The organism is Streptomyces tanashiensis (assembly GCF_014648895.1).
Lineage (GTDB): Bacteria > Actinomycetota > Actinomycetes > Streptomycetales > Streptomycetaceae > Streptomyces > Streptomyces tanashiensis.
The window spans coordinates 129,858-156,575 of record NZ_BMRZ01000021.1 but is presented as its reverse complement, the minus strand read 5'-3'; the positions used below and the strand labels follow the sequence as shown (position 1 = coordinate 156,575).

The 26,718-nt window shown below is 68.3% G+C and carries 23 protein-coding genes and 1 pseudogene; 12 read left to right on the top strand and 12 right to left on the bottom strand.

Annotation, left to right across the window (positions count from 1 at the left end; genetic code table 11):
• Positions 1 to 48: 48 nt before the first annotated feature.
• The 9 genes from IE237_RS36800 to IE237_RS36760 are packed head-to-tail and all read right to left on the bottom strand — an operon-like array spanning position 49 to position 8,035.
• Entirely contained in the window at positions 49 to 918 is an 870-nt protein-coding gene (locus IE237_RS36800) for an amidohydrolase family protein (RefSeq protein WP_229843911.1), read from the bottom strand.
• On the bottom strand, positions 915 to 1,226 hold the full coding sequence (locus tag IE237_RS36795) for an L-rhamnose mutarotase (RefSeq protein WP_189806531.1): 312 nt from the start codon (positions 1,224 to 1,226) through the stop codon (positions 915 to 917). Before IE237_RS36795 ends, IE237_RS36800 begins: the two co-directional genes overlap by 4 nt.
• On the bottom strand, positions 1,223 to 1,873 hold the full coding sequence (locus IE237_RS36790) for a LutC/YkgG family protein (protein WP_189806530.1): 651 nt from the start codon (positions 1,871 to 1,873) through the stop codon (positions 1,223 to 1,225). Before IE237_RS36790 ends, IE237_RS36795 begins: the two co-directional genes overlap by 4 nt.
• Entirely contained in the window at positions 1,870 to 3,345 is a 1,476-nt protein-coding gene (locus tag IE237_RS36785; RefSeq protein ID WP_189806529.1) for a LutB/LldF family L-lactate oxidation iron-sulfur protein, read from the bottom strand. The genes IE237_RS36790 and IE237_RS36785 overlap by 4 nt, the downstream gene beginning before the upstream one ends.
• Positions 3,342 to 4,082 carry a (Fe-S)-binding protein gene (locus tag IE237_RS36780; protein ID WP_189806528.1) on the bottom strand — a complete coding sequence of 247 codons (741 nt, stop codon included), beginning with the start codon at positions 4,080 to 4,082 and terminating at the stop codon, positions 3,342 to 3,344. The genes IE237_RS36785 and IE237_RS36780 overlap by 4 nt, the downstream gene beginning before the upstream one ends.
• The gene (locus IE237_RS36775) at positions 4,082 to 5,074 is read right to left on the bottom strand and encodes an aldo/keto reductase (RefSeq protein ID WP_189806547.1); all 993 of its coding nucleotides are present in this window, start codon (positions 5,072 to 5,074) and stop codon (positions 4,082 to 4,084) included. Before IE237_RS36775 ends, IE237_RS36780 begins: the two co-directional genes overlap by 1 nt.
• A 2-nt stretch (positions 5,075 to 5,076) precedes the next feature.
• On the bottom strand, positions 5,077 to 5,838 hold the full coding sequence (locus IE237_RS36770; protein WP_189806527.1) for an SDR family NAD(P)-dependent oxidoreductase: 762 nt from the start codon (positions 5,836 to 5,838) through the stop codon (positions 5,077 to 5,079).
• Positions 5,835 to 7,172, bottom strand: coding sequence for an L-fuconate dehydratase (locus tag IE237_RS36765; RefSeq protein WP_189806526.1), 1,338 nt, complete (start codon positions 7,170 to 7,172; stop codon positions 5,835 to 5,837). The genes IE237_RS36770 and IE237_RS36765 overlap by 4 nt, the downstream gene beginning before the upstream one ends.
• 11 nt (positions 7,173 to 7,183) lie before the next feature.
• On the bottom strand, positions 7,184 to 8,035 hold the full coding sequence (locus tag IE237_RS36760; protein ID WP_189806525.1) for a fumarylacetoacetate hydrolase family protein: 852 nt from the start codon (positions 8,033 to 8,035) through the stop codon (positions 7,184 to 7,186).
• Positions 8,036 to 8,423: 388 nt separating this feature from the next.
• Between IE237_RS36760 and IE237_RS36755 the strand changes: the two genes are divergently transcribed.
• From IE237_RS36755 to IE237_RS36740, 4 genes are all read left to right on the top strand, one after another.
• Positions 8,424 to 9,467 (top strand): sugar ABC transporter substrate-binding protein, encoded by a 1,044-nt coding sequence (locus IE237_RS36755; RefSeq protein WP_189806524.1) that lies wholly within the window; start codon positions 8,424 to 8,426, stop codon positions 9,465 to 9,467.
• Positions 9,468 to 9,562: 95 nt separating this feature from the next.
• Entirely contained in the window at positions 9,563 to 11,119 is a 1,557-nt protein-coding gene (locus IE237_RS36750) for a sugar ABC transporter ATP-binding protein (RefSeq protein ID WP_189806523.1), read from the top strand.
• Positions 11,103 to 12,134, top strand: a complete 1,032-nt coding sequence (locus IE237_RS36745) for an ABC transporter permease (protein WP_189806522.1) — start codon at positions 11,103 to 11,105, stop codon at positions 12,132 to 12,134. The genes IE237_RS36750 and IE237_RS36745 overlap by 17 nt, the downstream gene beginning before the upstream one ends.
• Before the next feature lie 84 nt (positions 12,135 to 12,218).
• Complete coding sequence (locus IE237_RS36740) at positions 12,219 to 12,902, top strand: FadR/GntR family transcriptional regulator (protein ID WP_189806521.1); 684 nt, start codon at positions 12,219 to 12,221, stop codon at positions 12,900 to 12,902.
• Between the two features lie 400 nt (positions 12,903 to 13,302).
• On the opposite strand, the pseudogene IE237_RS36735 reads toward IE237_RS36740, so the two are convergent.
• A pseudogene (locus IE237_RS36735) lies at positions 13,303 to 13,676 on the bottom strand (transposase); the annotation flags it as partial.
• Between the two features lie 392 nt (positions 13,677 to 14,068).
• Here IE237_RS36735 and IE237_RS36730 point away from each other — a divergent pair.
• The 4 genes from IE237_RS36730 (at position 14,069) to IE237_RS36715 (ending at position 18,096) form a co-directional block, all read left to right on the top strand.
• Positions 14,069 to 15,139 carry a hypothetical protein gene (locus IE237_RS36730; protein ID WP_189806520.1) on the top strand — a complete coding sequence of 357 codons (1,071 nt, stop codon included), beginning with the start codon at positions 14,069 to 14,071 and terminating at the stop codon, positions 15,137 to 15,139.
• 304 nt (positions 15,140 to 15,443) lie between these two features.
• On the top strand, positions 15,444 to 16,457 hold the full coding sequence (locus tag IE237_RS36725) for an ABC transporter ATP-binding protein (RefSeq protein ID WP_189806519.1): 1,014 nt from the start codon (positions 15,444 to 15,446) through the stop codon (positions 16,455 to 16,457).
• Entirely contained in the window at positions 16,454 to 17,290 is an 837-nt protein-coding gene (locus tag IE237_RS36720) for an ABC transporter permease (protein ID WP_189806518.1), read from the top strand. Before IE237_RS36725 ends, IE237_RS36720 begins: the two co-directional genes overlap by 4 nt.
• Positions 17,291 to 17,304: 14 nt before the next feature.
• The gene (locus IE237_RS36715) at positions 17,305 to 18,096 is read left to right on the top strand and encodes an ABC transporter permease (protein WP_229843910.1); all 792 of its coding nucleotides are present in this window, start codon (positions 17,305 to 17,307) and stop codon (positions 18,094 to 18,096) included.
• 98 nt (positions 18,097 to 18,194) lie between these two features.
• Here IE237_RS36715 and IE237_RS36710 read toward each other — a convergent pair whose 3' ends face one another.
• Both IE237_RS36710 and IE237_RS36705 read right to left on the bottom strand, forming a co-directional pair.
• A complete protein-coding gene (locus IE237_RS36710) occupies positions 18,195 to 19,661 on the bottom strand; it encodes a hypothetical protein (RefSeq protein ID WP_189806516.1) in 1,467 nt (488 codons plus the stop codon).
• A 424-nt stretch (positions 19,662 to 20,085) separates the two neighbouring features.
• Positions 20,086 to 21,108: a ParB/RepB/Spo0J family partition protein gene (locus IE237_RS36705; RefSeq protein ID WP_189806515.1), complete on the bottom strand. Its 1,023-nt coding sequence runs from the start codon at positions 21,106 to 21,108 to the stop codon at positions 20,086 to 20,088.
• An 882-nt stretch (positions 21,109 to 21,990) separates the two neighbouring features.
• On the opposite strand from IE237_RS36705, the gene IE237_RS36700 reads away from it, so the two are divergent.
• From IE237_RS36700 to ectB, 4 genes are all read left to right on the top strand, one after another.
• Positions 21,991 to 22,971 (top strand): TauD/TfdA family dioxygenase, encoded by a 981-nt coding sequence (locus tag IE237_RS36700; RefSeq protein WP_189806514.1) that lies wholly within the window; start codon positions 21,991 to 21,993, stop codon positions 22,969 to 22,971.
• 48 nt (positions 22,972 to 23,019) lie between these two features.
• Positions 23,020 to 24,144, top strand: a complete 1,125-nt coding sequence (locus IE237_RS36695; RefSeq protein ID WP_229843905.1) for an inosamine-phosphate amidinotransferase 1 — start codon at positions 23,020 to 23,022, stop codon at positions 24,142 to 24,144.
• A gap of 342 nt (positions 24,145 to 24,486) precedes the next feature.
• Positions 24,487 to 25,437: an ornithine carbamoyltransferase gene (locus tag IE237_RS36690; protein ID WP_189806513.1), complete on the top strand. Its 951-nt coding sequence runs from the start codon at positions 24,487 to 24,489 to the stop codon at positions 25,435 to 25,437.
• Complete coding sequence (gene ectB / locus IE237_RS36685; RefSeq protein ID WP_440862302.1) at positions 25,413 to 26,681, top strand: diaminobutyrate--2-oxoglutarate transaminase; 1,269 nt, start codon at positions 25,413 to 25,415, stop codon at positions 26,679 to 26,681. Before IE237_RS36690 ends, ectB begins: the two co-directional genes overlap by 25 nt.
• Positions 26,682 to 26,718: the final 37 nt, after the last annotated feature.

The following is a 26,718-nucleotide window of genomic DNA, read 5'->3' as shown; positions in this document are numbered from 1 at the left end:
GACTGGCACGACCTCGCCTCTCTCGCATGGTGGTCCGTGCAGGATAGGTCACTCCCGTGCGTGAGGACCGAGGCCGTAGACATCGACCGCGTTGCCGCGGAGGACCGCGTCCCGCTCCGCCGGGCTCAGCCGGGCGGTGAGGCGTTCGGCGGTGCGGACCACCTCGCCGTAGGAGGCCTGGAGCGTGCAGACCGGCCAGTCCGAGCCGAACAGCAGCCGCCGAGGGCCGAAGGCGTCCAGGACGGTGTCTGCGTAGGGAGCGAGGTCCTCGACCCGCCATGCGCCGGGGGCGGCCTCGGTGACCATGCCGGAGAGCTTGCACACCGTGTGGGGCAGGGCGGCCAGGCGGCGTACGGCCGCGGCCCACGGTTCGAGGGATCCGCTGCCGATCGGCGGCTTGCCGAGGTGGTCGAGGACGAAGGTCAGCCCGTCGAGCCGCGCCGCCGCCGTCTCACAGGCGGCCAGTTGGTCCGGTGTGACGACGAGGTCGTAGGCGAGACCGGCGTCGGCGACGGCGGCCAGCCCGCGCTGTACCTCGGGCCGCAGCAGCCAGCCGGGGTCCTTCTCCTCCTGCACCTGGTGGCGGACGCCCACCAGCCGGTCTCCGCCCGGTCCTTCGCGCAGGGCGGCGATCGCGTCGGCGATGCCGGGGGCGGTCAGGTCGGTCCAGCCGACGACGCCGCCGACGAGATCGCTCTCGGCGGCGAGGGCCAGGAGCTCGGGTGTCTCCTCGGGGACGCAGACGGTCTGGACGACGACGGTGGCGGCGACTCCGGCCGCTCGTGCCTCGGCGGCGAGGTCGCCCGCCGAGAAGGAGCGGGCCAGCGGCGCGAGCGCCTCGCCGGTGATCCAGGGCTGCGGGCGCACCGTCAGGTCCCAGACGTGGTGGTGCGCGTCGATGATCTGCCGGTCGGTCACAGCTGCCACACCACCGGAAGTCCGGCTCCGGCGCCGTGCTCGGAGTAGTCGTGGGACACATCGAGGAGCTCGGCCATACGCGCCTGCCAGGCGACGTTGACCGGCAGGTGTTCGAGTTCGGCGAGCAGGCGGGCGTAGTCCTCGCATTCGAGGAGGTGGAAGAGTTCGCCGCCGCTGCGCCAGATCGTCCAGGAGTCGACCCTCGCGGCCCGGATGGCGGCGGTGAGTTCCTCGGGCACCTCCCGGTGTGCGGCCTCGTACTCCTCGATCCGGTCCGCGCGGACGCGCGTGTGCAGGGCGATCCTCATGGTTTCTCCGGGTGGGTGGGGTCGACGACGATGACGTCCAGGGTGCGGGGGCCGTGGACCCCTTCGACGCGGTTCAGTTCGATGTCGCTGGTGGCGGAAGGCCCGGAGACGAACGTGAGCGGCCGGGTCGGGTCGAGCCGGGCGAGGGCGTCGGGGACGTCGGCGGCGATCTGCTCGGCGTACACGACGCACAGATGGTAGTCGGGGATCAGGGTGAGGCTGCGGCGGCCCTGGCCGGGACCGGTGTCGAGAACGACGGTCCCGGTGACGGCGATGCCGGCCGCCGCGAGGGTGAGCGTCCCGTGCAGCGCGTCCACGTCGGACACGTCCAGCGGTTCCCTGTGCCAGGTCCAGGGGCCGGGAGGCAGCAGCTCGACGGGAAAGCCGCTCGGCAGGGCCAGGTGGTCGACACCGCGGGACGCGAGTGCGGCGGCGATCGCGCCGGTCAGTCCGGCCTTGTCGGTGCGGTGGACTGTGGCGCGGTAGTCGGTGACCCGTTCCACGAACAGGGTGACGAGATCCTCGCCGGGCGCGGTGTGGCTGCGGAGGTAGGCGCGGGGTACGGGCACGTCGTCCGGTGTCTCGTCGGGCGGGACGTCGGCGAGTGCGGCACGGATGCGGCCGAGGACGGCGTCGCGGCTGCTCATCGTTCCCCTTCGTTCTGCGAGCGGTTCTTGCGCCACCAGGTACGGAAGGACTCGGCCGGGGGTACGGGGGTGTCCCGGGTGTCGGACCAGCCGCGCAGCGGTCCCGGCAGGCGGCCGATGCGGCCGCGCCGGGCGAGGGCGCGGCCGCCGAGGCTCGCGGCCTTCTGGGCGGCGCCGAGCAGTGCCGGTGAGTCGAGGACGGTGGCGGCGGCCTTCATGGCCAGGGCCTCAGGGGTAGGGGCGCGCCGGTCCGCCCGTTCGGCCTCGACGACCTCGGCCCGCAGGTGGGCCAGTACCTCCGGGATGTCGATCTTCACCGGGCAGGCGTCGTAGCAGGCGCCGCACAGGGTGGAGGCGAAGGGGAGGGAGGCGGCGTTCTCGACGCCGACGAGCTGGGGGGTGAGGACGGCGCCGATCGGGCCGGGGTAGACCGATCCGTAGGCGTGGCCGCCGGTCCGTTCGAAGACCGGGCAGACGTTGAGGCAGGCGGAGCAGCGGATGCAGGCGAGTGCCTGGCGGCCGACGGTGTCGGCGAGGGTGTCGGTGCGGCCGTTGTCGAGGAGAACCAGGTGGAACGCGGACGGTCCGTCGCCGTCGGTGGTGCCGGTCCAGGTGGACGTGTACGGGTTCATCCGCTCGCCGGTGGAGGAGCGGGGCAGGAGCTGGAGGAAGACCTCCAGGTCGGACCAGGTGGGGACGACCTTCTCGATGCCCATGACGGTGATGAGGGTCTGCGGCAGGGTCAGGCACATCCGGCCGTTGCCCTCGGACTCCACCACGACGACGGTCCCGCTGTCGGCGACGGCGAAGTTCGCGCCGGACACGGCGACCTTGGCGGTGAGGAACTTCTGCCTCAGGTGGCGGCGGGCCGCCTCGGCGAGTTCGGCCGGTTCGTCGCCGAGGCCGTCGGGCGCCGGCTCTCCCCAGTGGCCCATCTCGGCGGCGAAGAGGTCCCTGATCTCCGTGCGGTTCTTGTGGATGGCGGGGACGAGGATGTGGGAGGGGCGGTCGTCGCCGAGCTGGACGATGAGTTCGGCGAGGTCGGTCTCGTACGCGGTGATCCCGGCGTCGGCGAGGTGCTCGTTGAGGCCGATCTCCTGGGTCGCCATCGACTTGATCTTCACGACCTCGCGTTCGCCGGTGGCCCGGACGAGGTCGGTGACGATGCGGTTGGCCTCGGCGGCGTCGGATGCCCAGTGGACCGTGCCTCCGGCGGCCGTGACGGACTCCTCCAACTGCACCAGGTAGTGGTCGAGATGGCGGGCGGTCCGCCTTTTGATGGCGGCGGCCGACGTCCGCAGCTCTTCCCAGTCGTCCAGCTCGGAGGCGACGGCGAGCCGCTTGTCGCGGATCGTCGACGTGGCCCGGGCCAGGTTGGCGCGCAGCTGGGTGTCCTTGAGCGCTTCGCGGGCGGCGTCGGGGAAGGAGGGGGAGCCGAGCCAGACGACTCCGCGGTCACCAGGGGTGCTCATCGTCCGGCTCCTTCGTCCTGCGCCAGGATCTCCGCCAGGTGCATGGTCCGTACGGTGCTGTCCTTTCGGGACAGTCCGCCGCCGATGTGCATCAGGCAGGAGTTGTCGGCGGCGCACAGCACCTCGGCACCGCTGTCCAGGACTCCCCGGGTCTTGTCGGCGAGCATGGCGCTCGACGTCTCGGCGTTCTTGACGGCGAAGGTGCCGCCGAAACCGCAGCAGGCGTCGGCGGTCGGCAGGTCGACGAGCTCGATGTCCTTCACCGCACGCAGGAGCCGGTGCGGCCGGTCGCCGAGTCGCAGGCCGCGCAGGGAGTGGCAGGTGGGGTGGTACGCGACCCGGTGCGGGAACCGTGCACCGACGTCTGTCACGTCCAGCACGTCGACGAGGAACTCGGTGAACTCATGCACGCGGGGCACCACTTCGGCGACCTGGCGCTGGAGCGCGGCGGATCCGTGGTCCCGGGCGAGGACGGGGTGCTGGTCGCGGATCATGCCGGCGCAGGACGCGGAGGGCGTGACCACGGCGTCGTACCCGTCGAAGGTCCGCGCGAAGCGGTCCACCAGGGGAACGGCCTCCGGCCGGTAGCCGGTGTTGTAGTGCATCTGCCCGCAGCAGGTCTGCTCCAGCGGGAAGTCCACCGTGTGGCCGAGCCGTTCGAGGACGGTCACCACGGCCCGACCGGTGTCCGGGAACATCGTGTCGTTGAAGCACGTGAGGAACAGGGCGACGCGCATCAGCTCGCCTCCCCGGGGGTCGGGACGTCCACGGGCAGCAGCCCGCGTTCCCTGAGTTCCGCCCACAACGCGTCAGGTACGGCGTGGGCGAGCATGGCGGCCGCGTCGCGGGCCTCGGCGGCGCTGCGGGTGCCGACGAGGACGCTCGCGACGGCCGGGTGCCCGAGGGGGAAGCGGAGGGCGGCTGCGCGCAGTGGCACCCCGTGACGTTCGCAGACGGTCTTGAGGTCCAGGGCCCGGGACAGCAGGTCGGGCGGCGCGGCGGTGTAGTCGTACGTCGCGCCGGGGCGCGGGTCGGCGAGCAGGCCGGAGTTGAAGACGCCGCCGATGACGACGTCCACGCCGCGGTCGGTGGCGAGGGGCAGCAGTTCGGTGAGGCCGCCCTGGTCGAGGAGCGTGTAGCGGCCGGCGAGGAGGACGGCGTCGAGGTCGGTCTCGCGGATGAAGCGGGCGAGGAGGTCTGCCTGGTTCATGCCGACGCCGATCGCGCCGACGGTTCCCTCGCGGCGCATCCGGTCGAGCTCCGGGTACGCCTGGTCGAGAGCCGGCCCGGCGTGGTCGTCCGGGTCGTGGAGGTAGACGATGTCGATCCGGTCGAGGCCGAGCCGCTCCAGGCTTCCCTCGATCGACCGTCGTACACCCCGTGCGCTGAAGTCCCAGCGCCGGCGGTGGGTGGCGGGGACCGCGAAGCCGTTCGCGAGGTCGTCGCCCGGGGCTCCCGGTGTCGGCTCCAGGAGGCGGCCGACCTTGCTGGAGACGACGTACTGGTTCCGGGGGCGGGAGCGCAGGGCGGCGCCCAGGCGCCGTTCGGACAGGCCGAGGCCGTAGTGCGGGGCGGTGTCGAAGTACCGTACGCCCGCGTCCCAGGCTGTGTGGACGGCCTGCTCGGCCTCGGCGTCGGTGACGGCGGTGAACAGGTTGCCGATCGCGGCCGCGCCGAAGGCGAGCTCGGTGACCCGTACGGTGCTGCGACCGAGTGCGTTCTGGTCCAGGGTCAAGGCTTCGGCTCCGGTCGCAGGCGCAGTCCGGCCATGCCGCCGTCGACGGCGAGGGCGGTGCCCGTGGTGCTGCCGGCGGCGGGGGAGGCGAGGTAGGCGATGGAGGCGGCGACCTGGTCGGCGGAGACCAGCCGTCCGGTGGGCTGGCGCGCTTCGAGTGCGGCGCGCTCCGCGGCGGGGTCGGCGGCGGCGCCGAGAAGGCGGCCGACCCACGGGGTGTCGACGGTGCCGGGGTTGACGCAGTTGACCCGGATGCCTTCGCGGACGTGGTCGGCGGCCATGGCGAGGGTGAGGGACAGCACCGCGCCCTTGCTGGCCGAGTACAGCGCGCGCTGCGGCAGTCCGGCGGTCGCGGCGATGGAGCAGGTGTTGACGATCGCGGCGTGTGCCGATCGCCGCAGGTGCGGCAGGGCGGCCCGGGTGGTGCGGACGACGCCGAGGACGTTGACGTCGAGGACGCTGTGCCACTGCGCGTCCGGGTTGTCCTCGACGGTACCGGCGGCCCCGATACCGGCGTTGTTGACCAGGATGTCGATGCCACCGAGGATCTCGGCTGCCGCCTCCACGGCGCGGCGGACCGACTCGTCGTCGGAGACGTCGGCGGTGAAGCCCCGCAGGGGGGCGGGGACGCCGCTCGGATCGAGGTCGAGGACGGCGACGTCCGCTCCGCGGTCGGCGAGCAGCCGGGCGGTGGCGAGGCCGATGCCGGAGGCACCGCCGGTGACCAGGGCGGTGAGCCCCGCGAGTTCGGTCGTCATGCCCGTCCCTCCGTGTCCTCGGCCGCGTCGGCGACCCAGAAGGCGCCGTGCGGGAAGGTGTACGTGTCGATGCTGGCCTGCTTCATGCCGGCGGAGAAGCCGGGCGTGGTGGGGGCCCGGTAGTGTCCGCGGTCGATCACGACCGGGTCGAGGAAGTGCTGGTGGAGGTGGTCGACGAACTCGACGACCCGGTCCTGGGTGGTGCCGGAGAGCGCCACGTAGTCGAACATCGACAGGTGCTGGACGAGTTCGCACAGTCCGACGCCGCCGGCGTGCGGGCAGACGGGGATGCCGAACTTGGCGGCGAGCAGCAGGATGGCGAGGTTCTCGTTGACGCCGGCGACGCGGGCGGAGTCCAGCTGGAGGACGTCGACGGCGCCGGCCTGGAGGAGCTGCTTGAAGACGATGCGGTTCTGGACGTGCTCGCCGGTGGCGACCTTGACCGGATGGACGCCGCGACGGATGGCGGCGTGGCCGAGGACGTCGTCCGGGCTGGTGGGTTCCTCGATCCAGTACGGGTCGAACTCGGCGAGCGCGTTGGTCCACTCGATCGCCTGGTCGACGTCCCAGCGCTGGTTGGCGTCGATCGCCATGCGGATGTCCGGTCCGACGGCTTCCCGGGCGGCGCGGCAGCGGCGTATGTCGTCGTCGAGGTCGGCGCCGACCTTGAGCTTGATCTGGGTGAAGCCGTCCGCGACGGCCTGCTCGGCAAGGCGGGTGAGCTTCTCGTCGGAGTAGCCCAGCCAGCCGGGAGAGGTGGTGTACGCGGGGTAGCCCTGCCGCAGCAGGCCGGCGGAGCGCTCGGCCGCACCCTGCCTGCCCTTGGTCAGCAGTTCCAGGGCCTCGTCCCGGGTGAGCGCGTCGCTGATGTACCGGAAGTCGATCTGGCTCACCAGCCACTCCGGGTCGGAGTCGGCGAGGAACTGCCAGACCGGCTTGCCCTCGCGCTTGGCCGCGAGGTCCCAGACCGCGTTGACGACGGCGCCGATCGCCATGTGCATCACCCCCTTCTCCGGTCCGAGCCAGCGCAGTTGGCTGTCTCCGACGAGCGCCCGGTAGAGGTCTCCGGGGTCGGCGCACAGCTCGTCGACGCTCCTGCCGACGACGTGCTCGCGCAGGGCGTCGATGGCGGCGACCTGGACGTCGTTGCCGCGGCCGATGGTGAAGGTGAAGCCGTGGCCTTCGTGGTCGCCCGCGGACGTGCGCAGGACGAGGTAGGCGGCGGAGTAGTCGGGGTCGGGGTTCATGGCGTCGGACCCGTCCAGTTCCCGCGAGGTGGGGAAGCGGATGTCGTAGGTGTCGACGGCGGTGATCCGCGCTGCGGATGCGGACAACTCGGTGCCTTTCACGCGTTGATGAACGTCTGGCGCTGGGTGCCGAGGCCGTCGACGGACAGCTCGACGGTGTCACCCGCGCGCAGGTAGGGGGTGCCGGGCAGGCCGAGGGCCACGCCGGCCGGGGTCCCGGTGTTGATGACGTCTCCCGGGCGCAGCACCATGTACTGGCTCAGGTACCAGACGAGGTGCGCGACGTCGAAGACCATGTTCTTGGTGTGGCCGTTCTGGCGGACCTCGCCGTTGACGGCCAGGCTCAGGCTCAGGGTCTGGGGGTCGCCCGCCTCGTCGGGGGTGACGAGCCAGGGGCCGAGCGGGTTGAAGGTCTCGCAGGACTTGCCGAGGTCCCACTGGGGGGAGAACTCCAGCTGGAACTCCCGCTCGGACACGTCGTGGCTGACGGCGTACCCGGCGATGTGGCCGGCCGCCTCCTCCGGGCTCTCCAGATAGCGGGCCTCACGGCCGATGACGACCGCGAGTTCGACCTCCCAGTCGGTCTTGACCGACCCGCGCGGGATCAGCACGTCGTCGTACGGGCCCACCACGGTGGAGGGGTCCTTCATGAACACCACCGGCCGCTCGGGGACGGGCGCACCGGTCTCCTCGGCGTGGTCGCGGTAGTTGAGACCGACACACACCACCTTGCCGGGCCGGGCCACCGGTGCCCCCGTCCGCCGGCCGGTGACGTCGAGGCGCGGCAGCTCGCCTCCCGCGAGCGCCCGCCGGACGCGGTCGATCCCGCCCGAGGCGAGGAACGGTCCGTCGATGTCCGTGGTGAGGGTTCTGAGGTCGAACGTGGTGCCGTCCTCGTCCAGGACCGCCGGGGTCTCGTCCCCGGGCATGCCGATACGCATCAGCTTCATGTCTCGTCTCCTGTCGTCGCTTTGGGGATCACGCCCCTCAAGCCGACACATCTGATGAATCCGCGGCGGCATGACCATACGAGCCTCCCTCGCCTCACCGCAAGGAGTCATCCGATGTTTGTCGGTTGCGTGGGATGTCCAGGCGGCTCCGTCACAGGTCAGCATCCCTGTGCCCGCAAGCGGCGACCGCGCCAAGGTCCTTGGAAAGGCGGCTTCGCAATTCATCCGAGGTCTCCTCTTGTCAGTCGCGTTTCCGACTCGTAAGGTCCTCGTTGCCCGGAGCCATCCGATGACTCGGGAATCTCCGGCCGTTCCGCATCGCCGGATCACGCCCCCGGCTCCCCACCCCCTCAAGGGCACCCGCACCCCAGCCAAGGAGATCACCACGATGAAGCCTCGCTCCTCCAGAATCGCGGCCACGGCCGCCGCCGTGGCCGTCCTGGCGGGGTTCGCCACCGCCTGCAACCGCGGCAGCGACGCGGCCTCCTCCGGCGGCAAGCCGGCGCTCGGCATCGACCTGCCGCGCGCGGACTCCGACTTCTGGAACTCCTACGCGCAGTACATCGAACGGGACGCCAAGGACCAGGGCCTCAACACCCTGCCGGTGAGCAACTCCCAGAACGACGTGACGAAGCTCGTGGCCAACGTCCAGGTCTTCCAGAACACCGGCGCCAAGGCCGTCGTCATGGCCCCGCAGGACACCGGCGCGATCGCCTCCACCCTGGAGACGCTCGCCTCGAAGAAGATCCCGGTGGTCAGCGTCGACACGCGTCCCGACAAGGGGGACGTCTACATGGTGGTGCGCGCCGACAACAAGGCGTACGGCACGAAGGCCTGCGAGTTCCTCGGCAAGCAGCTCGGGGGCAAGGGCAAGGTCGTGGAGCTCCAGGGCGCACTGAGCTCCATCAACGGGCGCGACCGCTCCGAGGCCTTCGCCGCCTGCATGAAGGAGAACTTCCCCGGCATCAAGGTGATCGAGCTCGCCACCGACTGGAAGGGGGACGTCGCCTCGGCCAAGCTCCAGTCCACCCTGGCCGCCCATCCGGACCTCGGCGGCATCTACATGCAGGCCGGCGGCGTCTTCCTCCAGCCCACCCTCGCCCTGCTCCAGCAGAAGGGCCTGCTCAAGCCCGCCGGACAGCCGGGACACATCAGCATCGTCTCCAACGACGGCATCCCGGCGGAGCTCAAGGCGATCCGCGAGGGCAAGATCGACGCCACCGTCTCGCAGCCCGCGGACCTCTACGCCAAGTACGCCCTCCACTACGCGCAGGCCGCCGCAGAAGGCAAGACCTTCAAGCCCGGCCCGACCGACCACCAGTCGACGATCGTCGCCCTGCCCAACGGCCTCGAGGACCAGCTCCCCGCCCCCCTGATCACCAAGGAGAACGTCGACGACCAGGCCTTGTGGGGCAACAACGTCGGCAAGTAGTCCCCCGGACCCCGTGAGCGGCGGCCTGCCGACCACCCTCCGCCGCCGCTCACGGTCCCACCGCATGCCGCTCCAGCCGAAAGGACCACCCCGCCATGGCGGACCCCAGCCCCGTCCGGGGCCCCGTCGTCGAGGCCGACGGGATCAGCAAGCGCTTCGGCGCCACGGTCGCCCTCAGCGACGCACGCATCTCCGTGGCACCGGGCGAATCCCACGCCCTCGTCGGCCGCAACGGCGCGGGCAAGTCCACGCTCGTGTCGATCCTCACCGGCCTGCAGCAGCCCGACACCGGCACCCTGCGCTTCGAGGGCGAACCGGCGCCCTCACCCGGTGACACCGACGCGTGGCGCTCCAAGGTGGCCTGCGTCTACCAGCGCTCCACCATCATCCCGGGCCTGACCGTCGCGGAGAACCTCTTCCTCGACCGGCAGAGCTCCGGGGCGCTGCGCCCCATCAGCTGGAAGCGGTTGCGGCACCGCGCGAGCGACCTGCTCGCCGAGTACGGCGTGGACGTCGACCCGACCGCCCGCGCCGAGGACCTCACCGTCGAGCAGCGGCAGTTCGTGGAGATCGCCCGGGCGCTCTCCTTCGGTGCCCGGTTCATCATCCTCGACGAGCCCACGGCCAAGCTCGACGCCCGTGGCATCGAGAGGCTCTTCGACAAGCTCCGCGCCCTCCAGCGGCAGGGCGTCGCCTTCCTCTTCATCTCCCACCACCTGCAGGAGGTGTACGAGCTCTGCTCCACGGTGACGGTCTACCGGGACGCCCGGCACATCGTCACCGCCCCGGTGGCCGAGCTCGACCAGCAGGCCCTGGTGGAGGCGATGACCGGTGAGAGCGGCCGGGGCACCGAGCCCGCCTGGTCGGTGGCCGGCCGCGCGGCCGCGGACGGCACCTCGCTCCTCGACGTCTCGGGCCTGAGCCTGACCGGCGTCTACGACGACGTCACCCTGACCGCACGCGCGGGCGAGGTCGTGGGGCTCGCCGGAGCGGCGGCCAGCGGCAACGTCCAGCTCGGTGAGACCCTGGCCGGACTGCGGCGGCCCCGCTCCGGCACGGTCACGGTCGCCGGCCGTCCCGTCCGCACCGGACGCGTCCCCGACGCGCTCGCGGCCGGCATCGGCTTCGTCCCCGAGGACCGGCACATCCAGGGACTCGTCCCGGAGCGCAGCGTCGCCGAGAACGCCACCCTCACCGTCACCGATCAGCTCGGCCCCTTCGGCATGGTGCTGCCCTCACGGACCAGGGCCTTCGCCGAGCGGATGATCGCCGACCTCGACATCAAGACGCCCGGGGCCTCCGCCTCCGTCTCCGACCTGTCCGGCGGCAACCAGCAGAAGGTCGTCATCGCCCGCGCCCTCGCCACGGAGCCGCACGTCCTGGTGGCCGTCCGCCCGACCAACGGCGTGGACGTCAAGTCCAAGGAGTCCCTGCTCGGCACGGTCCGCGAGGTCGCCGACAGCGGAAGGAGCGCCCTGATCGTCTCCGACGAGCTCGACGACCTCCGGGTGTGCGACCGCGTCCTGGTCATGTTCCACGGACGCGTCGTCACCGAGTTCCCGCACGGCTGGAGCGACGAACAGCTCGTCGCCGCCATGGAGGGCATGACCGGCCTGAACCACACGAAGGAATCAGATGTCTCCCACCACTGAGCTCCGCGCGGTCCCGACCGCGGCCGTTCCCGCTCCCGCGGAGCGCCGCTTCACCCTGGCCCGCTACCGCGACCTGTCCCTCGTACCGGTCCTGCTCGTCCTGTGCGTCATCGGGTTCGCCGTGTCACCGGCGTTCCTCACCTCCGACAACCTCCTCGGCGTCGCACAGCAGGCCACCGAGCTCAGCCTGCTCGTCCTGGCCCAGTCCCTCATCCTGATCTCCGGCCGGATGGACCTCTCCCTGGAGTCCACCATCGGCGTCGCCCCGGTCATCGCCGTCTGGCTGGTCCTGCCTGACCACGGCGCCCGGTTCAACGGCCTCGGCCTGTTCCCCGACTGGGCCGCGATCCCCCTGTGCCTGCTGGTCGGCGCGGCCATCGGAGCCGTCAACGGATTCCTCATCCTGAAGCTGCGCCTCAACGGCTTCATCGTCACCCTCGGCGCCCTCACCCTGCTCCGGGGCCTCCAGGTCGCCGTTTCCGAGGGCCAGTCGATCGTCAACGTGCCCGGCTCCTTCACGTACCTCGGCCGCGCGAGCTGGCTCGGCGTGCCCGCGGCCATCTGGATCTGCGCTCTCCTGTTCCTCGTCACCGGCAGCGCGCTCGCCTGGCTGCGCCACGGCCGCGCCCTGTACGCGATCGGCGGCAACTCCGAGGCCGCGCGCGCCGCGGGCATCCGGGTCGACCGCGTCGTGTGGACCGTACTGATCCTCGGCAGTCTGATCGCCGCCTTCGCCGGCATCCTCTACACCGGGCACTACGGGTCCATCTCCGCCGACCAGGGCAACGGCTGGATCTTCCAGGTCTTCGCCGCCACCGTCATCGGCGGCGTCAGCCTCAACGGCGGCCGGGGCACCCTCTTCGGCGCGCTCACCGGCGTGCTCACGCTCCAGCTCGTGGTCAACGTGATGACCCTCGCCGGAGTGCCGCCGCTGTGGAACCAGTTCCTCAACGGCGCGATCATCATCGTCGCGCTGATCATCTCCCGCTTCGTCTCCGGCGAGAAGCAGGAATAGACATCCGCCCCCTGCGAAGCGGCGCTGTCCGTCCCTCGGGTACGGGCGACGCCGCTTCGGCGCACACCTCAGGAGAACCACAGCATGGCGGTCACCGACCTGGCCATCGAGAAGATCAAGGAAATGATCGTCTCCGGCGCTCTGCAACCGGGCGCCCGCCTCCCCAACGAGGCCGATCTGGCCGGCCGGCTGGGCCTCTCCCGCAGCTCCTTGCGCGAGGCCGTCCGGGCGCTCACCGCGATGCGGATCCTCGTCTCCCGGCAGGGCGACGGCACGTACGTGTCCGGCCTGGAGCCCCATCTGCTCCTGGAGTCCCTCGCTTTCGCGGCGGACGTCTCCCACGGCCACAGCGCAGGCCAACTCCTCCAGGTACGGCGGCTGCTGGAGCCGCAGGTCACGGCCCTCGCGGCCGGCCGCCTCACGGACGGACAACTGAAGGAGCTGCGCGGCATCCTCGACCGGAGCGCGGAGGAGGGCATCGGCATCGAGGCGTTTGTCGCCCTGGACATCGAGTTCCATCGTGCGATCGCCGACTCCGTGGGCAATCCGGTGCTCTCGACACTCCTCGGCATCCTCTCGACGCACACACAGCGCCTCCGCATCGTCCGCGGCACCCACGACGCCCCGGCCCGCGAACAGGCCCACCGTGACCACGAGGCGATCTGGCGCGCGTTGTCCGCGGGCGACGCCCAACTCGCGGCCGCTGCCAGCATGGTGCACGTCGCCGCGGTGGAGGACTGGCTGGCATCCGGCCTGCCGGCCGAGTGACCGACGCCAGGTGCTGCACTGCGAGGCTGCGCCACCGAGCCCAAGGGGGTCGGGCGCGGGAGTGGAGGTGAAGGTCGATCCTGGCCAGTCCGAAGCGGGCGCGACCGCACAGGCCTGGGCGGCATACCTGCGCGGGATGGTGGTGGGGGTGCCACCGTCGGGCTCTGGGCGATGGAGCGGCCGCGCATCCTGGAGTGGAGGGCCGCCCTTCCTGGCCGGTACGACATACCGGCTGGAGCGGCGGCTCCTACCGTGTGCGTACCGAGAGTGCGACCTCTCCCCGGCAGCCCACGGCGATGCTGAGAAGCCATCTCATTTGGAGAGCCTGCGAGTGCAGGTGAGAGTGCAGGCGATGCCGGTGAAGGCGAGGAAGCGGTCGGCTGTGCGTGCGTAGCGGCGGTGGATTCGGGGCCGTCAGGACCCCCTCTTCGCGGCGCGCATGGTCACCGAGTCGATCGCGTATCTCGACCAGTCCAGCTCACCCCGTGAGCCGAGTTCGTCGAGGACCAGGCGATGCAGTTGGGCCCACACCCTTGCCTTCGACCATTCGGCGAACCGGCGGTGAGCCGTGGCTCCGGACGGTCCGAACGACGCGGCGGGCAACTGCTGCCACGCGCACCCGGAGCTCGCCACGAACACGATCGCGGCCAGCACCTCCCGGTCGCCATGCCGACGCCGGCCACCACCCTGAGGCCGCGAAGGGGCCTCAGGCACCACCTGCTGGAACAGCTCCCACAACTCATCCGGCACCAGCCGCTCAACGATCCCCGCCATGGCTCCCACCCTACCGGGCCAATTGAGATGCCTACCTATGCCGGAAATGGGGTGCTGTATTCGCCTGTCAGGCGCTGTTGGGTCCTTCTTCGGGTGGAAAACCTGGTTTGTCATGGGCTCTTCCTTTCGGCTGGAACGTGCACGTGCGACGAGAGCGTGAGGCCGTTTCCTTCTCTTGCCGGCGGCACGTGTGCACCCTGCACGGGTAGACAAAGCGTGAAGCCTCTGGTGGGGTAACGGAAATAAGGAACTGGATATGAACGGTCTACTTGAAAACGTATGGGCGACGAAGTCCGCCAAGAAAGCCCGCTGACCAGAACAGTCGATGTGGTCGATGGGATGCCACGTGCCCCTAGTTCGATTGTCGAGGCTGATTAGTGACAACGGTTCACTTGAGCGTAACCATCATGACTCACCCGGCCCGTTCCGCTATGGCAGGAAACCTGGTCGGCTTGCTTGGCGGCGATATCACGGTGGTCGTGGATCCGGACCCCGGCGGGGCGCCCAATCCTCTGCGTACGAGCGTCGAAGCATGGGCGGCATGTGAAGAAGGCTCGACTCACCATCTCGTACTCCAGGATGATGTCGTGCCATCGGCTGATCTGCTGTCCGTTGCACGATCGGCGGCCGTAAGGTTTCCTCGATCGGCCGTAGCGTTCTATACGAATTGGGACGGACCCGACGGTGCGGCAGTCCGTCTGGGTGCAATGGCCGGCGCTGGGTGGGTGTCGGCAATAGATGAAATATATACTCCGACCTTGGCTCTGATGTTGCCGGTGGATCACGCAGCCCGTTTCTCCGAAGAAGCACGTTCTCTTGTTTCAACGCGCCCCGAGGACGATGCGGTGATGCTGGATTACCTGCAGCGACATCAAGTTCCCGTCCTGTTGTCGATCCCCAACTTGATTGAGCATCAGGGGACAGAAAGCATCGCCGGAAACTCTGCTGAGAGATGGCGGTCTGCGTGCAGCTATGGAATCTCTGATCGACCAGGTTCTGACGTGCTCACCGGATTGAACGCCGTTCCTCTCTATCGAGAGGGCGCAGCCTACGTTCTTGTGCTGGAGAAAGAATCCGCCGACCGCCGAGTGTGGCAACGGAAACCATGGCGCCACGCCGAGGATGCGCTCGGCCTGGACACTGCTCGGGTCGATTCCAGTTGGGACGAGTGGTCCAGGAGTGATCCCGCGGCTCGGCACGTCGCAGGACTCATCGGCCTGTCCGCCGCCCGTGAGCTTTGGGCCGTGGCCTATCTGCTCGGCGTCGCGAGCGAACGATTGCGTCCCCACGGGTGGACGCCAGTGAGCCATATCCGCTCGGCGGCATTGAACACCCTTGGAGTAGGCGGCCTCATTCCAGTGGTGCAATGGCACAAGCTTCACGAAGCTCGACCCCTGATGCACCACCTGGCAATGGCTGGGGCGGATCACGGTGCATCGGCTGCGGCTGACGCACCGGTATAGCGGCGGTTCTGTTTGATGTCGATCAAATAGGACCTCCTCAGCAGGTCGTGCACACCTGGTTTCTCGTCCTCGGCGCGGGCCTGCTCCCGCGGACCCGCCCACGCATAGCATAGAAGGCGCACAAAATGGAGATGAGTCTCGTCATTCCGTCGTGCAAGGGGAGGAAAGGCCTACGGGCCCGCTCGCTGACTCGTAAGCTCCGGACTCTGGACGGTATTCGTGAGGCGTCAGGCCGCGCTTCCGTACGTAACGACTGCATCGTCCCGGCCGCTTACTCGTTCGCTCCTGGGCTTGGTGATGTCGCATGCCGACGTTGATCAGAGCAGAGGGACTGACCAAGTACTACCGGCGCCCGCGTCGTTACGAGGGCGCGTTCGGCGGCCTGCGGACCCTGATCACTCGGCAGTACGACGAGGTTCGGGCGGTCGACGGCGTCGACTTCACCGTGTCGGATGGCGAGCTTGTCGGCTATCTGGGCCCCAACGGCGCGGGGAAGAGCACGACCATCAAGATGATGACCGGGGTACTCGTCCCCACCGGCGGTCTGATCGAGGTTGACGGAACTGCCCCGTGGCGGGATCGGGAGAAGAACGCGATGCACATCGGAGTCGTGTTCGGCCAGCGCAGCCAGCTCTGGTGGGACCTACCTCTCGTGGACTCTTTCACCCTGCTGGGAAAGATGTACCGGATGTCCGAGGCGGACTACCGCCGCAGACTGGACGGGTTCATCGATCTGCTCGACCTGGGCCCGTTCCTGGACCGGCCGGTCCGCCAACTGAGCCTCGGCCAACGCATGCGGGGCGACCTGGCCGCGGCCATGCTCCACGAACCGTCGATCCTGTACCTGGACGAGCCGACCATCGGGCTGGACGCCGTGGCACGAGACCGGATGCGCGACTTCATAGCCGAGATGAACCGGGAGAGCGGCACCACCATCGTTCTCACCACGCACGACCTCGTGGATGTGGAGGCCTTGTGCAACCGTGTCGTCTTCATCGACAAGGGGCGGGTCCTCTACGACGGCAGCGTCGTAGACCTGAAGGCCACCTATGCGCCCCACCGCACGCTGGTCGTGCAGCTGGCCTCGGGCTTCACAGCAGCCCGGGCCGCCGAACTACTCGGTCCCGAAGTCCCCGGCGACGTGATCGCGGACGAGGGGCCGACGCTGAGAATACGTTTCGAGGCGAACCGGATCTCCGCCCAGGAGATCATTTCGGCGGTGACCAGCCGCTGTCCCGTGACCGACCTCTCGCTCGTGGAACCCGAGCTGGAGGACGTCATGCGCACCCTGTACGGCAACCGCACGATCGCCGTATGAACGCCGGCCAGGCCACATGCTCCGATGGCCCCCTCCGCAACCTGCCCGCCTACCTGCAGATCGTCCGCGGCAGGCTGCGCATAGCGATGACCTACCGTCAGAACGCGCTCTTCATGCTGGCCGTCGTCATCCTCCAGATCTTCATCCTCCGCAAGGTCTGGACCGCCTTGTACGGCGAAGCGGGAGTGGTCAACGGGGTCGCGCTGGCGGACGTCCTGGTCTACCTGACGATCGCCAACCTCCAGAGCTGGGCGATGCAGGACTTGGCCGTCGGTTCCTATCTGTACTCGCTGGTCCGGGAAGGACGCATCGCCTTCGACATTCTGCGGCCCGCCGGCTTCGTACCGCAGATGCTGGCCCATCTGGTGGGGGGAACCCTGTCCATGGTGCTGTTCGCGACAGCGGCGCTTCCCCTCGTGGCGCTCGTCGGGACGCTCGGGCCGCCCGCCTCCTCGGCAGCCTTCGGGTATTGGCTGCTCAGCCTCTTCTTCGCGTTCGGCATCTCCATGCTGCTCAACCTGATCGTCGGCCTCGGCGCCTTCTGGACGACCGAGATCGGTGCCTTCGGCATGCTCTTCACCCTCGTCAGCCAGTTCCTGGCGGGAGCGCTCATCCCGCTGTACTTCTTCCCGGACTGGCTGCGGACAGTTGCCGAACTCCTTCCCTTCCAGGCGACGACGTTCACCCCTGTAGCCATGTACGGAGGTCAACTGGCGGGCAGCGAAGCAGTCCAGGCGATCGGCATCCAGCTTCTGTGGATCGTCCTGCTGGCCGGCGCCGTCCGACTCATCTGGTCGCGCGCGCTCCACCGCATCGTGGTTCAGGGAGGATGACGGCTGTGGGAAGTATGCGCATGACCTTCCTGCTCTACCGCGCGGCGGTGCGGGGCGAGATGCAGTACCGGCTGAACTTCGTCATGCTGCTCGCGCTGGGCCTGGTCTACCAGGGCAGCGGCATCGCTTTCGTGTGGACCGTGCTGCGCACCTTCGACACCATCGCCGGCTGGAACTTCGGAGAGCTGGCTTTCCTCTACTCGCTGCGCCTGATGGCGCACGCCGTCTGGGTCGTCCCCTTCCACCAGCTCGTGTCCATGGACACCACGATCCGCGAAGGCCGGTTCGACCGCTACCTGGTGCGGCCGCTGAATCCGTTCCTCCAGATCATCACCAGTCGGTTCCGGATGAACGTGATCGGCGACGTGATGGCTGCGGTCATCCTGTTCACGATCGCCGTGAACCTGGTCGACATCGACTTCTCCCCGCTCAGCGTCGCGTACCTGGTGCTCGCGGTCGTCGGGGGAGCCCTCGCCGAGGGAGCAGCCGCGGTCGTCGTCTCGTCCCTGAGCTTCCGTTCCGTGCAGACGTGGGCGGCCAGCCAACTCGTCGACAACATCTACCTGATGTTCGGCTCCTATCCGACGCGCGTCTTCGGCGGCGCCTTGACGTGGGGCCTCACCTGGGTGCTGCCCGTGGCCGTCGTCGCGTACATCCCGTCGAGTGTCCTCCTGGACAAGACCGATTCACTTCACCTCTCGGCCCCTGCGGCCGTCGCCGCACCCCTGATCGGTGTGCTGTGGTTCGGTGCCGCTTACAAGTGGTGGCGGGTGCGGATGCGCGGCTACCAAAGCGTCGGAGCCTGAGCGGGGAGACGGCGGGAAGAGGGTGGGCCTCCAGGAGTTCCTCGATCCATCTGGTCGCCGCCGGGATGACCCTGGCAGTCGCCCTGCTGCCTGCCGGGTCAGGCAGTGATGGTGATGGTGGTGCGGACGGAGTGGAGGTCGACCTCGGCAGCGGCGTGGTGGGCAGGGCGGTCCGGGCCGACACTGGACCAGTAGCCGCGAGTCTTGCGGCCGTTGACCAGGGCGACCTCGTACGTACCGGGGGCGAGATCCTCGAACAGACTGGTGGACTCGTACCGGCCTCCGCTGAAGTCGCCCTGGACGCTCAGGGCTCCGAGGAAGCCGATTCCCTCGTCGTCGATGTGACGGAGCCGGAGTTCGCCGCTGATGGAGCCGTCGTCGTCGTACCAGAAAGGACCCCGCTGGTACTGCACGTTGGCCGTCCAGCGGGCCGCGATGCCTTGGCTGCCGTCCTCTTTGGAGGTGGCCCGGTAAAGCGTGATCTGGTGGCCGGCGCGAGTGAGGCCGCCTGAGGAGGAGTAGTCCTCGCCCTTCGGACTGCTCACGCTCTCGTGGAGGGTGAGGTTGGTCTTCGGCGGGACATGGGGCTTCGGCGCCGGGGGCACGTAGGCGTTGAGGCCGCGGTGGACCAGGACCAGACTCCGGCTGCCGTCGGCCTCGGCGTAGGCAATCAGGGCTGGGTCGTGCTGACTCTCGTGGCCGGCGATGATCTCGCCCTTGCTCCACTTGCCACCCTGGTAGACGGCATGGCGCAGCAGGTCGCTGTCCGGAGAAGGGTAGACGGCGTGCAGCTTGCCGTCGTACGAGGCGATGGATGCGCCGCGGCGGCTGGTGAGGCCGTCCAGGGCGATGGCCTTGCTCCATGTGTCGCCGTCGTAGGTGGCGTGCCACAGGCGCAGGTCGTACTCCTTGCGGTAGAGCAGGTGGAGAAGGCCGTCGTGCTCGGTCAGGGCGTAGTTCCCCGGAGGCCGCATGGTGGCTGCCTGCGCTGCCTCCCGTTGGCCGGCGTTCACCACTCCGAGGTGCTCACCGCCGCGCCCTTGCTGAACAGGCACCCATTCATCACCTTCGGCGAGCGTCGCGTGCTGGACGATCCCACCCTCCAGGCCTTCGGGTTCTTCGCCGGTTGCATTGATGGCGAAGACCAGGTGGAGTTGGTCTTGGTAGACAGCCAGGCCCGGCCAGCGTCCCGGCCCGATTCCTCGGTCGTCCCGCTGCTTCCTCACCTTGCTCCATGTGCCGCCTGCCGGTCGGCAGGTCGTTCCGAGCCCGCCGCGGCCGTCGTCCCAGAAGCGGTAGTACACCGCGTAGATGCTGCCCTCGTACGCGGCGACGGCGGGGGTGTGGAAGGCGAGGTTGCCGTTGCCGAGATCGGCGTCGGGAGTCCACCGGCGGGCCTCGTCGACCGCGGCGGTGGCCTGGGCCAGGTCCGCGTCCAAGGATGCCCGGTCGGCGGCCGACAGGCTCTCGCTGTAGCGGCTCTTCACCTCGTCGACCTTGGCCAGCAGCCCCGTGACGTCCACCGGCGTATGGGACGTCCAGCGAAGCGGGATGTTCTTCTCCACGCCCTGACGGGCTCCCCGGTGGACACAGAGCAGGGTGTCGCTCGCCTGAGCGAGAGCCGGTGCGGCCGCGCTCCTGTGGTCGGCGAATAGTCCGTCCTTACTCCAGCCGCCGGCGGTTGTGTACACCGAGCGCCAAAGGTTCTGTTCTTCCTCATGGGCGATCGCGGGGGTCATACGGACTCCTTGAAACGAACAGACGAGGACGAGCCACCGGGAGATCGGCACTCATGGGGCCGATGCGTTCCAGAACGGCACACAACAGACGGCATGCACGTCGCATCACGCTGGCGAGAGTCACATTTCGGACCTCAAGAGACGGGACCTACGAGAAAACGACACATCAATACGCAAGGTCGAGGCAGGAGCTACGGTCACCGCATTGCGGTCTGAAGTAACCCTGGCAGAAAGCGGCGCGGTCAACGTCCTAATCCCCTGAGTCTTCAAGCCTGTCGGCGAACTGTTGCCATGCTGCAGCGCATTCGCGGGCGGCGTCGGCCACAGCGCTGACGCAGTGAGGAGGGATCGTTTCGATCAGCTTGTCCCACGTGTCAGCGGTAAGTGCGTGCAGGCTCAGGCTGCGAAGGAGGAAGCGTCCCGTCTCCGTGGACCTCAGGGAGGGGTCGCGTTTCAGTTTGAACCAGGTCGGTCGTCGGACGTCATGAGGGATCGACGGAACAGCCTTCGCGGGGGAAGGCGGATAGCCGTCCCTGGTATCGGCTTCGACGAGCGAGCCGGCGCTTGTGGAGGCCGGCCCGAGAAGAGGATTCCCGCCCTCCCGTAAGCTGTTTCGAACCCTTCTCGCGGTGTTCGGGGATACACCTGCGGCCTTTGCGATTTCACGCAGTGAGGCGTCTGGGCGGTCGGTGATGAACTGGCTTGCTCGCAGACGTCCGTAGTTGACGTCCAAGGGGTGCGATCTTCCGTCCTTGCCCATCCTGTGCTTCTGCTTCTCGGAATCCCCTGATTTCTGACCGCGCAGCTTCGCGATCGTTTTGTCGGAGAGGTTGGTGACCTCGGCAATGGCTCGGTTCGACCAGTCTGGGTGTACGTCGAGTATGCGTAAGGCGGCGTTTCGGCGGTCCGCCAGTTGTAAAGGGAGGCCATGCGTAGTGTTAAGCTTTACTGCCAGCAGGTAGGCCTGGTCGTTGCTGCCCTTGAAAAGACGGGCTCGGATCCTCTTCTTCCCTTTGAGGATGGCCGCCTGCACTCGATGCAGACCGTCGATCACGTGCATGGAATCGTGATGCACGAGGATCGGGGGGAGCGTAGCGTCCGTTTCCTTCAGGGTGTGGACGTGAGCTGTGGAAATTCCTTGCGAACGAGGTGATTCTGTGAGGACCAGCTCAGTGACCGGAAGTTCCACCACTGGTAGATCTGCATTGGGTGAAAACTGCCTCAGTACGACTTCGGTGTCATGCCAGGTTAGCCCGATTTCACGCATATCCATGAAGTAACTCCCTCACTGGTGCGTCCATCGATGATCATGCATCACGAACTCGGATGAGGTCAACGGGAGGGTCGGGCCGGCGTATGGGTCTTCTGTTTCTCGGAATATTGCAGAGTAGTTGTCTAAAGGGCTTGTAAAGGGATCTCGTTGTGGTGCCCGGGCCCGACGGGACCGATGTGATGCTGTCGGCGCTGCCCGAACCGATGCCGGAAGGCGGGCGGCGGGCATCATCTGAACTGTGACGGCAGGGCCCTGGTCGTCATCGCGACCGCCGTCAACGTTGACGATGTCACCCAGAAGGGGTTATTTCGGCACAAGGTCATGGAAGCTCCCCAAGATGTCACGGGGTTGGTCGTGCAATCGCGGAAATTCCGCAGGTGCACATGCCGAGCAGCTGTGTCGGTACCCTCGCCGCCCTTCTCAGACCGGGCAGCGCCGGCTCGAACACTGCCGCCGACCACATCACCACCGCCCAACTCGCCCTCGCCCACCTGTCCAAGGCCTCCCGGTGGGGCCGGCGCAGCGCCCCGTCACCGCACTGCCGCGGCATGTACCCGGAATTCCCGATCGTGTTCCACGCTGGGGAGCCGTGTGCCTCGGCCGGGTCTTGCGATGTCGTGACGGGGCATGTTCAGATGTTGATCACGCCGAGCACGCAACACATCACTACCGCTGATTGTTTTCCTGAATGGGAAACGCTTTGGGTCATGGTGTAGCGAAGATATGGCTGACCGGCGGACGCCGGCGGGAGCACTGTGCGTCCCCTTTTCGCGGCGGCATACGCTGATGTCTTCGGTTGCAGGCAACTTCTCTTCACCTTCCTTCTGTGAGCGCCATGTATTCATGCTCGGGTGTGAAACGCTGAAATGAGAGGGGATCGGAGTGGAATCCACAACGAATTCGCCTACAACGACGATCGAGATACAGCCGCACGAAGCCGAAGAGCTTTGGGCGGCGATCGGCAAGCTGGTCGGTGGCAGGGACCTTGAAACTCTCACGCCGGACGAATTCGTCGATCACGCGCTCGAAGTGAACTCGCTCCTGCCGGCCGCCTTGCGCCGCCAGGTCATCGGGTACCGGCGCTACGCCCCGGAGGGGGACGTGATCCTCCTGCGGGGGCTCCTGCCGGACAGCGCAGAGCTTCCCGCGACGGCGACGGCCCCGTACGCACCACCGCCTCCCGGGCCGGCACAGCACGCCTCGCTGCTGCTCGCCGCGGTGACGGTCATGCTCGGGGAGCCTTTCAACTACGCGAGCCTCTACAAGGGGCGCATCGTCCAGAACATGGTGCCGGTGCGGAAGATGGAGTTCACCCAGACCAGCCAGAGCAGCACCGGCATGCTCGACTGGCACTGCGAGGACAGCTTTCGCGAGGACCGCTGCGACTACGCGGGCCTGCTCTGTCTGAGGGGCGACCCCTCTGCGGCGTCCAAGTACGCCCAGGTGAAGGACGTCGACCTCTCGAGCGATCGGATCGCGGTTCTCCGTCAGCCGCGCTACCACGTGCGGCCGGACCCCGCGCACGTGTTGCCGGACGACGTGCCGATGCGTCCTCTCGCGATCCTGTCGGGATCGGAGGCCTCGCCGGAAATCGCCTACGACACGCACCACCTGGAACCGGTCGACGAGGCCGACGTCGAGGCGGCGGACGCGCTGAGGGAGCTGGGTGTGGCGCTGGACAAGGCCGCCATCTCCCATGTGATGGAGAAGGGCGATCTGCTGATCTTCGACAACAAGCGGGTCGTCCATGCCCGCACGCCGTTCACCGCGCGCTTCGACGGAACGGATCGCTGGCTGATGCGCACCATGATCTGCGGAAGCGCCCTGACGTTCCGCCGCTGGGGCACGCGCGTACCGGAGTAGCCGAGCCAGAAGAGCCGTAGAAGACACAGGAGGACCACACACATGACAGTGCTACCGGACACGAAGTCCGAAGCAGACCTCGGCATCGACAGTGCGACGCGACCCGGGTACCGGTCGAAGGCGGTGAACTCCTGGGACGAGTTCAGTCCGCTGCGGGAGATCATCGTCGGCGACGCGACGAGCGCCGGAGTTCCTTCACAGACCGACCTCTCGGCCTGGCTCAACGACTACCCCGAACTCTCACCGTCCGAACGGGAACAGGTCGGCGGGCAGTTCCCGAAGCGGGTGATCGAGGAGACGAACGAGGATCTGGCCGATCTCGTGTCGACGCTGCGCGAGATGGGTGTGGTGGTTCATCAACCGCCCGCGTCCGATCACGAGCAGGAGTTCGGCGGCCCCGGCTGGAAGACCCGAGGCCGGCACTCGTACTGCCCGCGCGACCTCGCCCTGGTCGTCGGCTCGACGATCATCGAGACGCCGAGCCCGTCACGCGGCCGGTACTTCGAGCTGTCCAATCTGAGGGAGCTGTTCCAGGACTACCTGGAGCGCGGTGCGCACTGGCTGGGCGCTCCGCGGCCGCAGCTGCGGGACGAGCTGTTCCTCACCGACGAGGCGGGCAACCCGACACTGGGCGAGGCGGAGCCTGCCTTCGAGGCGGCCAACGTCCTGCGGCTCGGTCGGGACGTCTTCTATCAGGTCTCCCGCAGCGGCAACGAGATCGGCCTCCGCTGGCTGCAGTCGACCCTGCAGCTGCTGGGCGACATCCGGGTGCATCCCTTGCGTGGCCTGTACCAGGGCACACACATCGACAGCACGATCTGCTTCCTGCGGCCGGGTCTGGTGCTGCTCAACCCCGAGCGCGTGAAGCAGGACACCATCCCGGAGGCGCTGCGGGGATGGGACGTGATCTGGTGCCCGCCGATCAACGAGCCGGTGGCACCCCTGCTCACGCGTACGCTGAGCACGCCCTGGGTGGGGATGAACCTGCTGATGGTCAGTCCGGAGCTGGCCATCGTCGATGCCCATCAGATCGATCTGATCCGGGCGCTGGAGGCAAAGGGCATCACGGTCGTGCCGCGACGGCTGCGTCATTCGCGCGTGCTCGGCGGCGGATTCCACTGCGTCACGCTGGACACGGTGCGCGAGGGCGGGCCCGAACGCTATCTGGACTGATGAGGCGTAGCCCCCTATGGGGTGGGAGTCCTCCAGCACCGATGGCCGCCGCGAGGTTCGTCGAGCAGCGGTAGTTCCTGCCCGGAGGCCGCGCCTCTGCGGTCCCGGGCGGGCGCCCCATGTGACGTCGACGACGTACTGTCCGTGCGTTCGCGGCAGGCCGGGGAGATGGCCGGCAGCGGTGGTCCAGGACCCGGTCCGCGGCCGCCTTCGAGACTCCGACAAGGCGCACGGCCGCAGCACCCGTGAGGGTGTCAGGCCGTGCGCCCCACCCATGGCCGACCAACGCCTCATCAGCCCGATCAGTTCCGGGACAAACCTTTATAGAAGTAGGTGGATTCAATGACTGCTGGACTTCCGAACCGGCGACCTCTGCTGAGTCTGGCGGATCTCAGCCCGGAAGAAATCACGGATGTCGGCGAGATCGCGTTTCGCTACGGACAGGCGCCGGAATCCTTCGCGGGCCGCATGGCCGGGACGAGGGTGGGCCTGGTGTTCACCGCACCGTCGACCAGGACCCGGACTTCGTTCTGGAGCGCCGCGCTGACGCTGGGCTGCGACGTCCTGCATCTCGGTCAGGCCGATCTCCAGGTCTCCACGGGTGAGACCTGGAGCGACACCGGAGCGATGCTGGCCAACCACCTCGATGTCGTCGTCGCCCGCACCAACGGCCCGCAGCGCGACCTGGCCGAGCTGGCGGTGCACGTACCGGCGACGATCGACGCCCTGACCTACGAGGAGCACCCCACCCAGGCGATCGCGGACCTGTGCGCGATGCGTGAGCACTTCGGTGACGTCGAGGGTCTGCGCCTGGCCTATCTGGGTGAGGTGAACAACACCGCCCGGGCACTGGCGCTGCTCGTCTGCAAGCTGCCCTTCCGCAGCCTCGATGTCTACAGCCCGGACGGCTCGGGATTCTCGGCGAAGGAGATCGAGTCGCTGAACGCCATACGCGGTGAAGAAATGGTTCGCCAGCACCACGAAGTGCCTGCCGCACCGGACCCGGTCGACGCGGTGTACACGACGCGGTGGCAGTCGATGAGTGCGGCTCGGCACGATCAGGACTGGCTGTCGCGATTCGCGGGCTTCAAGGTCACCAAGGAATTGATGCACCGCTTCAACGGATCGGCTGAAGCGGTCTTCATGCACGACCTGCCCGCAGTCCGGGACCAGGAGGTGACGTCCGACGTCCTGGACGGCAACAGCGTGACTTCGCTCGTGCAGCGGCAGGCCTACCACAAGGCGTCCGCCGCCGCGGCGGCGTTGCTGTGGACGTCGGGTGCGTCGTCTTGAGTATCGCCGGGCGGCTCGACTCCGAGGTGCGCAGCTACAGCCGACGGTGGCCGGTGGTGTTCGGCCGGGCCTTGGGAAGCCGGCTCTACGGGGTGGACGGCAGGCCCTACTTGGACTTCTTCGCCGGGGCTGGAACCCTCAACTACGGTCACAACAATCCCGTTCTCAAGCGGGCGCTCGTCGACTACCTCGAAAGCGACGGGGTCACGCACGCCCTCGACATGTGGACCGTGGCCAGAGAGAACCTGCTGGAGACGCTGGAGGAGAAGATCCTCGCTCCGCGAGGGCTGGAGTACAAGGTCGTCTTTCCCGGTCCCGCCGGAGCGAACGCGGTGGAGGCGGCGCTCAAGCTGGCGCGGAAGGCCACCGGACGAAAGTGGGTGGCCCACTTCAGCAACGCGTTCCACGGCATGACCCTGGGCGCCCTCTCGGTGAACGGCAATCCGGCGATCCGCCGCAGCGCCGGGACGGTTCTCGCGGACTGCGTGGAACTGCCCTACGACGAGGACCACCTTGGTGTCGCGGACATCGAGGCCCAGCTGGCGGCCTCCGCGGGCGGTCTCACCGGGACGGCCGCCGTCATCGTGGAGACCGTGCAGGGCGAAGGCGGGATCAACGTCGCCCGCGCCGAGTGGATGCGGGAACTCGCCGCCGTCTGCCGACGTCATGGCGTGCTCCTCATCGTCGACGACATCCAGATGGGCTGTGGTCGTGTCGGTTCCTTCTTCAGCTTCGAGGATGCCGGGATCGAGCCGGACATGGTGTGCCTGTCGAAGAGCATCAGTGGCTACGGGCTTCCGATGGCGCTCACGTTGATCCGGCCCGAGTTGGACGTGTGGGAGCCGGCGGAGCACAACGGAACGTTCCGCGGGTTCAACCTGGCGTTCGTGACCGCGGCCGAGTCGATGCGCCTCTACTGGAACGACGACGAGCTGGAGAAGTCCACCAGGGCCAAGGGAGAACAGGCCGCCCGAGGCCTCGAGCAGATCGTGGCCTCCTACCCCGGGCAAGGCCTGGCGGCCTGTGGGCGTGGCCTCGCCTTGGGCCTGAGGACCGCCGGCGGCGCCACGGCCGACCGGATCAGCGCAGCGGCGTTCGAACGCGGTCTTCTGCTGGAGACCTGCGGCCCGGCCGGTGGAGTCGTGAAACTCCTGCCGCCGCTCACCGTCTCCAGCGGCGACATCGACCACGCGCTGGAAATCCTCGACGCATCCGTGAAGTCGGCCCTCGTCACGCAGGTCTGAGCAGGGGCGCCGTCATCTGTTCCTGGAGCAGCCGCGG